The sequence below is a fragment of the Coprococcus sp. AF16-5 genome (assembly GCF_003479365.1).
GTDB classification, from domain to species: domain Bacteria; phylum Bacillota; class Clostridia; order Lachnospirales; family Lachnospiraceae; genus Coprococcus; species Coprococcus aceti.
The window spans coordinates 164254-176169 of the sequence record NZ_QUGZ01000004.1 but is presented as its reverse complement, the minus strand read 5'-3'; the positions used below and the strand labels follow the sequence as shown (position 1 = coordinate 176169).

The following is an 11916-nucleotide window of genomic DNA, read 5'->3' as shown; positions in this document are numbered from 1 at the left end:
CCGCTAATTGCCGGTGCATTTGAGATGGTGGGCAGATTGGGATAAGACTGATCTGAATGAATTGATATTAGGGGAAAAGGGATATAAGACTATGAAAAAACTATCAGATAGACAGAAAACACTTATAAAATGGTTGTGTGTGCTGGTGCTGGTCGGACTTATCATATATGTGTTCCGTGACATGGCAGGCCCTATAATGTCGCAGCTTGTAAAGACAAGTCCTGTGGTCGTGGCAGCTATTCTCGGAGCGACACTTTTATACGGAGTGATAGAGAGCTGCATAACGTTTATCCTCATGCGACAGGTGGAGAACAATATGACATTTTTCGATGCAAATATTATGACGTATTTTGTGTCATTTTACAGGGTGTCAACGCTTGGGAGCGGTACCATAGTGGCATCCACATTGTTCATGAAACACTGCAGAATACAGCCGTCGAAAGCGCTTGGTCTGTACTCTATTGATTATGCGATACACAAGATGACCATATGTGTTATGGCGGTGGCATTGTTTCTTGCGAACAGAGAATATATGCTTGGAGTATTTGGCAAATACAGTTCATATGTTGTCCTCGGCGTTATAGCGACCATACTCATAACGATGGCGATAGTGCTCTTTGCGTGCTGGCCGCCGTTTCACAGATTCCTCAGATGGCTTCTTGAAAAAGCTGATGCTTTGTTTAAAGGACGATTTACAAAGCAGATTGACAGTTTAAGTGAGCAGACAGCTATGATGGAGGATGCCACCAGGGTTGTACTTAAGAAACCGTGGCTTATAGTGGTAGTCATGCTGCTTGATATATGCAAGTTCGCGTGCTGGTTTGCCATACCTTATATAGTGTGTCACAACCTGTGTGATATGAATATTGTCACGTCAATAGGTATAACAGCCATGAGTGTCATGCTGGCGGCAGTCATTCCTATGCCGGGAGGAATCGGATCAAGTGAGCTTGTTATGACAGCAATCTATTCGGGACTTGTTGGTTCTGCTGCAGCCGGAGCCATGGCACTTCTCTACAGATTTGCCACATTCATGTTCCCTTTTATCATAGGTGCATTTACAGCCATATTCTTCAAGAGGTTCAAGCGATATAAGGCGGCGCAGAATGAAAAACAGGGAATCCCGGATGGCGATAGCATGGCGGATACAGACTCATAGCTGAACCGTTAAATGAGTTTATAAAGAACCGATATATATCAATGGTTAGCAAGATGCGTGGCAGGTGATATATATCGGCAGGTGAAGGGAAAAGATACATATGAAGAACATAGTCGCGGGCATATTGGCCCACGTTGATTCAGGCAAGACCACACTCTCCGAGGCGATGCTATACCAGACTGGACGTATCAGAAAGCTTGGACGTGTGGATCATCAGGATACATACCTTGATACAGACAGTCAGGAAAAGGACAGGGGAATCACGATATTTTCCAAGCAGGCGGAGCTTAACTTTGGTGATATGCATATAGCACTGCTTGACACTCCAGGACATGTGGATTTCGGAACGGAGATGGAGAGGACTCTTCAGGTCCTCGATTATGCAGTTCTGGTCATCAATGGTATGGACGGTGTTCAGAGCCACACGGAGACTCTGTGGAAACTGCTTGAGAGATATGAGATTCCTGTATTTATATTTGTAAATAAGATGGACATGACGGGGTATGACAGGGTGTATCTCATGGACAATATCAGACACAGACTGAGTGATGGCTGTGTCGATTTTTTATGTGAAGATTCAGGAGAGCAGATCGCCATGTGCGATGAGGCCATGCTTGAACATTTCCTTGAGACTGGGGCAAATGATGAACAGGACGTGGTAAATGCCATTGCGGGCAGAAAGCTGTTCCCATGTTACTTTGGCTCTGCACTCAAGAATGAGGGCGTGTCAGAGCTTCTTGACGGCATGAACAGATATGTAGTGGAACCTGTGCGCGGGGAAGAATTTGGCGCCAGAGTGTTCAAGATAGGACGTGACGATAAGGGCGAGAGACTTACCTACATGAAGGTCACTGGAGGAGTGTTGAAGCTCAAGGATGTGCTGACGCTCAGAAACAGTCAGGGGGAGGATAGCCATGAGAAGGTCAACCAGATAAGGGTATACTCCGGTGCAAAGTATGACATGGTGGATCATGTCACTGCGGGCTGTGTATGTGCTGTTCCGGGACTGGTGAATACCTACGGCAGACAGGGGATCGGTGCCTGCCCGGATGGAGAGCTTCCAAGTCTGGAGCCGGTTCTCAGCTATAATGTCATGTACCCGACTGATGTGGATGCGGTCACGATGGTGTCAAAGCTCAGACTGCTTGAGGAAGAGGATCCCCAGCTCCAGGTGCAGTGGAATGAGACCGCAGGAGAGATATACATCAAGGTCATGGGGCAGGTACAGCTTGAGGTAGTGGCTCAGATGGTAAGAGACAGGTTTGGAATTGCCATCACATACGGACAGGGCAGGATATCATACAAGGAGACGATCGCGGCTCCAGTCATGGGTGTAGGACATTTTGAACCGCTCAGGCACTACGCAGAGGTACATTTGTTGCTTGAACCTATGGAGAATGGAAGTGGAATGTGCTTTGACAGCATTTGCAGCGAGGATGTACTGGATAAGAACTGGCAGAGACTGATACTCACCCATCTTCAGGAGCGTGAGTTCAGGGGAGTGCTTACGGGATCCCCGATCACGGATATGAAGATAAGCATCACTGCGGGGCGCGCACATCAGAAGCACACTGAGGGTGGAGATTTCAGACAGGCGACATACAGGGCGGTGAGACAGGGCCTTATGATGGCGGAAAGTGTCTTGCTGGAACCTGTGTATGCATTTAAAATAGAGGTACCACAGGAGTATGCCGGAAGGGTTCTTGCAGACATAGTGAAGATGAGCGGAACTATGGATGGTCAGGAGATATCCGGTGAGACGACAGTCATCACAGGACATGCCCCGGTATATACCATGAGAGAGTATTACAGTGAACTCACAGCATTTTCCAGAGGTACAGGCAGGCTTCAGGTGGATATAGACGGCTATCAGCCGTGCCACAACACCGAAGAGGTTCTGGCTGAGAGACATTATGATCCTGAGCTTGACAGGTTTAATCCATCATCATCGGTATTCTGCGCTCACGGTGCAGGTTATCTGGTTGACTGGTACGATGTGTATGAGAACATGCATGTGAAGGAGGATCCGGGATTTGAGATCTCAGGTCAGCTGGGGTATACAGAGGATGGTGATGTTACGGATATTCCTGTGAACAGGCCGGGAAAGAGCGTGTCGGATATGTCTATCACGGACGAGGAACTCAGCGAGATATTTGCAAGGACATTTGGCGGAGATTACAAGGATAAGGATGTGGCACTGAACGGAAGATTCAGGAGAACTACATCTGAATATAAGGTAAATGGAACTTCCGGCAGAGGAAGTGATGGCACAGCCGGAAACGGTATGTCTGCTGGTGCCGCAGGGACCTCGGTCCAGTCTGAATATCGAGGCGGTGCACGGTACAATAGAAGTCAGTCGAGAGACAGGCAGCCCGGAAATGGACCGTTTGTGGGCAGCAGACCCGCTGATAGAGGTATAGCCACGCCTGGAGCATTCAAGCGCAGAAAGAGTGGCGAGGACTATGTCATAGTGGATGGCTACAACGTCATATTTGCGTGGGATACACTTCGGGAACTGTCGGAGCACAACATAGACTCCGCCAGAGGTAAGCTCATGGACATACTGTCAAACTATCAGGGATATATGAACTGTAAGTTAATAGTGGTATTTGACGGCTACAAGGTGAAGGACAACAAGGGCGAGAGATTCCCTTATGATGATATAGAGGTGGTGTACACCAAGGAGGGTGAGACCGCGGATGCGCATATAGAAAAGCTCACACATGAGCTTGCGAGAAAGCACAAGGTCACTGTGGTCACATCGGACGGACTGGAGCAGATAGTCACCATGGGACAGGGCGCGATCCGCATGTCCTCACGGGACTTCAAGGCAGAGGTTGAGAGGGTGAACGAACATTTGAGAGAGAACTATCTGAAAAACGATTGAGAAAATTTGATCAAAACAATTAAGCTGAACTATTTGATTCTGGCTTATTTGATAGATACTTAAAAGAAAGAAGGAAAAAAGGTTTGTCAGGGCAAAAATGCCCGACGAACCATACATAATTACGGAGAACAGCGAGGCTTAACAGTGTATATAAACCAAGCTGATGGGTATGCCTTCGCAGGGGCATTTGAGCCCGCCGGTCCTTAGATGGTGCGCTAAGCAGCATCTTAGTACCGCTGCAGGGCGAAACGAGCGGGAGCGTCCCCTGAGAAGGCATACCCATCAGTTTGGTTGCAAAACACTAGAACCGAGCGTCCGTGTTAATAGGAGGGCAATTTGGCAGATTATATAATGGCGCTGGATCAGGGAACGACCAGCTCAAGGGCGATAATATTTGATAAGGAAGGCAGGATATGTTCGGTGAAGCAGAAGGAGTTCACCCAGCATTTCCCGAATAACGGCTGGGTGGAGCATGACCCAATGGAGATATGGGCAACCCAGATGTCGGTGATGATGGAGGCGAGGGAGACCATGGGAATCCGCACCGAGGACATAGCCGCCATAGGAATCACCAACCAGAGAGAGACAACCATAGTGTGGGATCGAAAGACCGGCAATCCGGTGTATCATGCCATAGTGTGGCAGTGCAGGAGAACTGCGGACAGGATAGAGCAGCTTAAGGCTGAAGGATATGACAAGGTGATAAGAGAGAAAACGGGACTGATAGTAGATCCGTATTTCTCTGCAACGAAGATAGAGTGGATACTTGACAATGTGCCGGGAGCCAGGGAACGCGCAGAGGCAGGGGAGCTGATGTTCGGAACTGTTGACACATGGCTTATATACAAGCTCACAGGCGGAAGAGTCCATGCAACGGACTACACGAACGCATCGCGTACTATGCTATTCAACATTCATACACTGGAGTGGGACAGGGAATTGCTTGCAAAGTTCAACATCCCGGAGAGCATGCTTCCGGCAGTGAGAAATTCCAGTGAGATATACGGATACACGGACAGAGAGATATTTGGCGGTGAGGTGCCTATAGCGGGAGTTGCCGGAGATCAGCAGGCCGCGCTGTTCGGACAGTGCTGCTTTGAGGCCGGTGATGTGAAGAACACCTACGGAACAGGTTGTTTCCTCCTCATGAATACGGGGGATAAGGCAGTTGACTCGCAGCAGGGACTTCTCACCACCATAGCCATAGGACTTGACGGAAAAGTCAGCTATGCGCTTGAGGGAAGTGTGTTTGTGGCTGGAGCAGCCATCAAGTGGCTCAGGGATGAGATGAAGCTCATAGACAATGCAGCGGACACTGAGCGCATTGCTCTGTCTGTGCCGGACAGTAATGGTGTATATGTGGTACCTGCATTTACGGGACTTGGCGCTCCTTACTGGGATGCGTACGCCAGAGGGGCAGTGTTCGGCCTTACAAGGGGAACAAATAAGGCGCACTTTGTCAGGGCGACAGTCGAATCGCTGGCATATGAGACATCGGATGTTCTTGCGGCTATGGAGATGGATGCAGGACTTTCAATCACAAGCCTTCGAGTGGACGGCGGTGCAAGTGCCAATGACTTCCTGATGCAGTTCCAGGCAGATATAGAGAATGCCGAGATTGTGCGGCCTGTGATCACGGAGACAACAGCTCTGGGAGCTGCATATCTGGCTGGACTTGCGGTTGGCTACTATGATAGTCTGGATGAGATCAAGGGTTACTGGAAGGCCGACAGAAGATTTAAGCCGGGGATAACTGAGGATAAGAGGGAGACGCTCCTTGCAGGCTGGAAGGATGCTGTGGAGAGAACGAGAGTGACAAGGTGAATATAAAAATATATATAGAAAGAAAAAAACAATGGGTAATGAGAAAAGTAGGAGGGACTTATGTATTTAGTATTTGATGTAGGGGCAACATTTATAAAGTATGCGTTAATGGACGATGAGGGCAATATATCGGGAAAGGGTAAGACGCCAACCGACAGATATGCCGAGGCTGGAACTCCGGCATTTGTGGCGCAGATCAAGAAGGTGTGTGACGAGAAGGTACTGGACTGTGACATAACAGGAATTGCCATGGGTCTTCCTGGACAGATAGATGTTGAGCGCGGCATAGTGTACGGCGGTGGCGGGATCAAGTATCTTGATGGTGCACATCTTGGTGATCTCATATCAGAGGCATGCGGCGGTGTGCCTGTAGCCCTCGAGAACGATGGCAAATGTGCGGCTCTCGCAGAGGTGTGGCTGGGCAATGCCAGCGCGGCTGCAAATGCAGCAGTCGTTGTCGTGGGTACAGGAATCGGCGGTGGAATAATCATTGACAGAAAGATCCACAGAGGCAAGAGACTTCTGGCAGGTGAATTGTCATATGCCCTCATGAACATGACAAGGGAAGAAGCTGATGATGTCAGATGCTGTGAAGAGCTGACTGTTGAGGAGACATTTGAATATAACCCGTTCATGGTAACCTCAACATGTACTGCAAGTTCCATTACATACAAGGCATCCAAGATCATGCATATGAAGCCTGAGGAGGTGACCGGTGAGATGGTATATCAGTGGATAGATGAGGGCAATCAGGAGATCGTAGATATGGTTGAGGATTCATACTTCTCCATAGCAAAGCTCTGCTGTAACCTGTACATGACGATAGATCCGGATGTCATACTTATTGGAGGCGGAATGAGTGCCAACCCGAACTTTGTTCCGGGGGTTAAGAAGTATGTGGACAAGATAAGAAAGATTACAAAGACCTATGATGGCATGGTTATCGACACATGCAAGTTCCGCAATGATTCGAATCTTCTTGGCGCGCTTTACAACTATAAGCAGAAGTATGAGGGTGTGAAATAAAATCGCAATAAAACAAACGTAAGGTGGGGATGAACTGGAACAGATGGTTCATCTCTTTTATAAATACTACTGAAAATGTAAATCTATGGAGGGAAAATTATGATAATCACAAAGAAACATGGACTCTCGGAGAATTTTCTCTGGGGAGCATCAACAAGCGCATATCAGGTTGAGGGCGCCAATCTGTCACACGGCAAGGGCCCGAGTGTGCAGGACATCAAGACAGTTCCAGCGGGAACAAGTGAGCTGGACGTGTGCGCTGATTTTTACCATAGATATGCAGAGGATATAGCCCTCATGGCTGAGATGGGATTCAGGACATTCAGATTCTCCATCGCGTGGAGCAGAGTCCTCCCAGAGGGAACCGGCAGAGTCAACCAGGAGGGAATTGACTTCTACAACAATGTGATAAATGAGTGCCTTAAGTATGGAATCGAACCTCTTGTCACAATGTTCCATTTTGATCTTCCAGCAGCACTGGAGAAGAAAGGCGGATGGTCGAGAAGAGAGAGTGTTGACGAGTTTGTTGAATTTGCAAAGCTTCTCTACACAAATTATGGCGACAGAGTAAAGTACTGGCTGACTATCAATGAGCAGAACTTGCTCACACTTGTGGGTGACGTGATTGGAACCTGCAACATGGAGGGCGTGACAAATAAATACAAGAAGCTTTATCAGGAGAATCACCACATGCTCCTTGCCCAGGCAAAGGCCATGAAGCTTCTCCATGAGATGTGTCCTGGTGCAAAGATTGGTCCTGCACCAAATATTTCACTGGTATATCCTGCCACATGCAAGCCGAAGGATGTCCTGGCAGCACAGAACTTCAACGCGATAAGAAACTGGCTTTACCTTGATATGGCAGTGTATGGAAGATACAACGACCTGGTGTGGAAGTTCCTTGAAGAGCATGACGCTATCCCTGTTATTGAGGCTGGAGATATGGATATCATGGCGCAGGCAAAGCCTGATTTTATAGGTTTCAATTATTATAACACTGCAACGGTTGAGTGGGATGACAGCCCGGTTGCTGTGACGGACTCAGAAAAAAAGGATCAGCAATCAGCCGGTATTGAGCCGGGGGTATACAAGGCGTATCCAAATCCAAATCTTCTCCGCACAGAGTTTGGCTGGGAGATAGACCCTGACGGCTTCAGGGCAACTATAAGAGAGATGTACAGCAGATATCACCTTCCTATGATTGTGACAGAAAATGGTCTTGGCGCATATGACAAGCTTACAGAGGACGGCAGGGTACACGACGACTATCGTATAGAGTACTTAAGAAAGCATATAGAGCAGATTAAGCTGGCAGCAGACGAGGGTGCAGAGATGATGGGTTACTGCCCATGGTCAGCGATCGACCTCGTGTCAACTCACGAGGGAATCACCAAGAGATACGGATTTATATATGTCAACAGAGATGAATTCGACATGAAGGATCTTGCGAGATACAGAAAGGATTCCTTCTACTGGTACAAGAAGGTCATCGAGACCAACGGCGAGGATCTGAGCTAGCTTGTAGTTGAGTAAAAGCACTGGGAGACTGGTGTTTGAGTTATAATAGGACCAAGTTAGATGAAACCCAGTAAAATCAAGGGGTTATGCCTAATTTAGTCCTTATTTTTATACCAATTTAGCGGTAGATAAGGCAGCGCTGTTATATCAAAACCGAAAATCCAAGTCAGTATCACAGATGTCCACAATCAGTCTGAGAGTGAATCTGTGCGCTTAGATTAGGTACAATTTTATATCAAAACATTTAGTGAGGACTAAATTAGCATTTAAGATGGAATATTCCATCAGCTGGTTTGGTCCTCTTTTTATTTGAGAGGAGTGGTCGAATGGGCAAGGTGTTAATTTGGTTCGTAATCATTATTAGTACAGTGGTTCTCTACTGTCTTATGAAAGTTAAGGCAGAGAGTGATGAACTGTATGAGGAATTAATGAAAAAGCATTTTTATGGCAGGTCTGATGATATTCCTGCATCTGACAAAACCGAGCACTTGAAAGGGTGTGGGTAATTATATGAAATTTTGCAAAACAATAATGCAGACAATACAGAAAAGGAGTGAAAGGAACATGAATAACAAGTTAGAAGTAATCGGCATTGATCATGGTTGGTCAATGATGAAAACAATCTTTCAGGTATTTGTCACAGGAGTTACAAAGGCAGTGCTTGCACCTATGAAAGCAGTGAAAAAGATGCTTGTATCAATGAAGCTTCATCTGGACGCTTCGATTGATAAGTTGGATAATCTGGCTATGAATGTGCAGCTTGATAAGGAAAAGCATATGGAAAATGCGAAAGCACAGGAACAGACAGAGCCGGAGAGGGCAGAAGCTGAGCGAGTAGAAGCAGAGATTGTATATTCGCCGATGGTCGCTGAACCACAGGAGTATCAGTATAATGCAGATGCATTTGAGGCTAGAGGTGCGGATGAGGTGAAGCAGGAAGCGCCACATAAGGAAGTATCAAAGGTAAGAGAAGATAAAGCCAGATAGATATGAGGACGTGGGAGAGATTCTGCGTCCCAACGTCCGTGTGGGCTTGCTTTTATTCGGATATTCGTATATAATGTATCGTGTTGAGTATTATCCATGTGGAGGTGCGGTATGAACGGGATCAAGGGCTATATCTCCATTCGGGAGGCGTCTTACCGTTGGGGCGTGTCAGAGCGGCGGGTCAACCAATACTGCGCCGAAGGGCGGATCCCCGGCGCGTCCCGGTTCGGGCGTTCATGGGCGATCCCGGAAAATGCGGAGAAACCGTCCGACCCGCGCTTTCAAGGACAGCACCGCGATTCCGGCAGGACAAGCACCTGACGGATACCCCTCTGCATGGGAAGCATCCGCAAAAAGGAGGTGAACGCTATGGCCTGCGACGAGAGCTTGTACCGCCAATATCTGAACGGCGACGACGAAGGGCTCAATGCCCTGATGAAAAAATACGGCGACCCCCTGACCCTGTATATCGACGGCTATCTGCACGACGTTCACGAGGCGGAGGAGCTGATGCTGGACGTTTTCGCCTATCTGTTCACCAAAAAGCCGAAGATACGGGACGGCAGCTTCAAGGCGTATCTCTATAAGGCGGCGCGGCACATGGCGCTGCGCCATAAGAGCAAACGGAAGCCCCTGTTCAGCCTCGATACGCTGACCGGCGAGCCGGACGGACGGCTGCTGGCGGAGGAGGTCATCCGGACGGAGGAGCGCAACCGCGTCCTGCATTGCTGCATGAGCGAAATAACCCCGGACTATCGGGAAGTCCTCTATCTCACCTATTTTGAGGATATGAGCTACGCGCAGGCGGCGGAGGTCACGGGAAAAACAGTAAAACAGATCACCAACATGGTGTATCGCGGAAAAAAGAGCCTGCGAAGGCTCTTAGAACGGGAGGGGATCACAGATGCGGAGTCATGAGGAGCGCGTCGCGGAGACAAAGCGGCGCATCGCCAAAATTGAGCGGGAGAAACGGCGGCGGCGCAATACGGTCACCATGGCTTCCGCCGTGGCGGCGTGCCTTGCGTTGCTCATCGGCGCGTCCCTCGCCATGCCCGGCATTGCCGCGAGCATCCAGACAGGCGACTACTCCGGCTTTGAAACGGCGGCAAGCATCTTTCACGGCGGCGCTGCCTTGGGATACATCGTCATCGGGCTGCTGGCTTTTTTACTCGGCGTGTGCGTGACCGTTCTGTGCTTCCGGCTGCGTCAGATGAACCGTGAGGACGGGCAGGACAAGGAAAGCGAGGATGCGCATGGAGCTGATTGAGAACCTGCTGCAACTACTGGTCACGTTTGTCGGCGTGGTGCTTTCGGGTATCGCCTACCGCAAAAGCCGCAGGCCGGCGTATTTCCTGCTGCTGTGCTTCTACGGCTGCTTTGCCCTCGGTGCGCTCTACTGGACGCTGTACCTGCTGCTGTTCGACACCACGCCGCGGGTCTTTTATGTGTCGGAGTTCGGCTGGGTGGCCAGCGTAATTTTCCTGCGCATTTTGCAGGCCACGCTCACCACTCAGGACGAGCGCAGCTTCCGCAGCCGCTCTGCATGGCTTTCGCCGCTGATCGGCGTACCGCTACTGGCGTTCTACTGCACCTTCGGGGACATCCTCTCCAACCTGATCTGGTGCGGCATGATGATTTGGCTCTCCTTCTGCGCCATCCGTGGACTGGTCTACGCCAATGGGCAGACAGGCACGGCGCGGAATATGCGGTACTACCACATCGGCGTGCTGTGCTTTGCGTTCGCGGAGTATCTGCTCTGGACGGTGGGCTGTTTCTGGCCGGATACCTCACCGGCCAGCCCCACCTTCTGGTGCGATATGCTGCTGACGCTTGCGATTCTGGGGTTGCTGCCCGCCACGAGAAAGGCGGTGGACGCATGACCTACATCGAAAACATCTTCCTCTGCATGGTATCTCCCCTGCTGGTGGCCGCTTTGTGCATGGGCAGGCGGCAGCTCCGCTTCTTCCTGTTCTGCATTGCCGGGATGGGGGTGTGCCTGCTTTCGGCCTATATCAACACCTTCCTCGCGGCGGTGTGTCAGGCGGACGCCCTTGCCGCCACGGCGGAGATCGCGCCGGTGGTGGAGGAAATGATGAAGCTGCTGCCGCTGGTGTTCTATCTTCTGGTGTTTGAGCCGGAGAGCGAGAGAATTAAGCCCGCCGCCATCACGCTCGCCCTGAGCTTCGCCACCTTTGAAAACGTGTGCTATCTCATCCAGAACGGCGCGGACCGCTTCTCCTTCATCTTCTTCCGGGGCTTCGGCACGGGAGCCATGCACGTCCTCTGCGGTCTGATCGTGGGCGGCGGGCTTGCATACACATGGCGGCGGACGTGGCTGAAGATCGCGGGCACCTGCGGGCTGCTGGGCGCGGCCATCACCCTCCACGCCATCTACAATCTGCTCATCGCCCACGGCGGCGCGGCGCAGTACATCGCCTACGCCCTGCCGGTGCTGCTGGTGGCGGCGGGAAGATGGTCTGTTTTCCGATTATCGCGGAAGTAATAACCGAATATC

Annotated in this window: 12 protein-coding genes; all 12 read left to right on the top strand. The window is 50.0% G+C overall.

Translation table 11 applies throughout. From position 1 onward, the window contains the following. Positions 1-91 precede the first annotated feature (91 nt). Complete coding sequence (locus DWW70_RS11520) at positions 92-1159, top strand: lysylphosphatidylglycerol synthase transmembrane domain-containing protein (RefSeq protein WP_147360148.1); 1068 nt, start codon at positions 92-94, stop codon at positions 1157-1159. A gap of 100 nt (positions 1160-1259) precedes the next feature. Next, positions 1260-4046 (top strand): translation factor GTPase family protein, encoded by a 2787-nt coding sequence (locus DWW70_RS11515; protein ID WP_118649887.1) that lies wholly within the window; start codon positions 1260-1262, stop codon positions 4044-4046. Positions 4047-4382: 336 nt separating this feature from the next. Beyond that, entirely contained in the window at positions 4383-5870 is a 1488-nt protein-coding gene (gene glpK / locus DWW70_RS11510; protein WP_022216921.1) for a glycerol kinase GlpK, read from the top strand. Positions 5871-5930: 60 nt separating this feature from the next. Then, positions 5931-6896, top strand: a complete 966-nt coding sequence (locus DWW70_RS11505) for an ROK family protein (RefSeq protein WP_118649886.1) — start codon at positions 5931-5933, stop codon at positions 6894-6896. Between the two features lie 99 nt (positions 6897-6995). Beyond that, positions 6996-8414 (top strand): glycoside hydrolase family 1 protein, encoded by a 1419-nt coding sequence (locus DWW70_RS11500; protein WP_118649885.1) that lies wholly within the window; start codon positions 6996-6998, stop codon positions 8412-8414. 326 nt (positions 8415-8740) lie between these two features. Beyond that, positions 8741-8920, top strand: a complete 180-nt coding sequence (locus DWW70_RS11495) for a hypothetical protein (protein ID WP_055238209.1) — start codon at positions 8741-8743, stop codon at positions 8918-8920. Positions 8921-8978: 58 nt separating this feature from the next. After that, positions 8979-9401 (top strand): DUF6674 family protein, encoded by a 423-nt coding sequence (locus DWW70_RS11490; RefSeq protein ID WP_118649884.1) that lies wholly within the window; start codon positions 8979-8981, stop codon positions 9399-9401. 111 nt (positions 9402-9512) lie between these two features. Continuing rightward, positions 9513-9722 carry a helix-turn-helix domain-containing protein gene (locus DWW70_RS11485; protein WP_158707401.1) on the top strand — a complete coding sequence of 70 codons (210 nt, stop codon included), beginning with the start codon at positions 9513-9515 and terminating at the stop codon, positions 9720-9722. 48 nt (positions 9723-9770) lie between these two features. Next, positions 9771-10319: an RNA polymerase sigma factor gene (locus DWW70_RS11480; RefSeq protein ID WP_243017721.1), complete on the top strand. Its 549-nt coding sequence runs from the start codon at positions 9771-9773 to the stop codon at positions 10317-10319. Further along, positions 10306-10668 (top strand): DUF4179 domain-containing protein, encoded by a 363-nt coding sequence (locus tag DWW70_RS11475; protein ID WP_118649882.1) that lies wholly within the window; start codon positions 10306-10308, stop codon positions 10666-10668. The genes DWW70_RS11480 and DWW70_RS11475 overlap by 14 nt, the downstream gene beginning before the upstream one ends. Beyond that, entirely contained in the window at positions 10655-11281 is a 627-nt protein-coding gene (locus tag DWW70_RS15235) for a histidine kinase (RefSeq protein ID WP_243017720.1), read from the top strand. The genes DWW70_RS11475 and DWW70_RS15235 overlap by 14 nt, the downstream gene beginning before the upstream one ends. After that, positions 11278-11904: a PrsW family glutamic-type intramembrane protease gene (locus tag DWW70_RS11465; RefSeq protein WP_243017719.1), complete on the top strand. Its 627-nt coding sequence runs from the start codon at positions 11278-11280 to the stop codon at positions 11902-11904. The genes DWW70_RS15235 and DWW70_RS11465 overlap by 4 nt, the downstream gene beginning before the upstream one ends. Positions 11905-11916 lie beyond the last annotated feature (12 nt).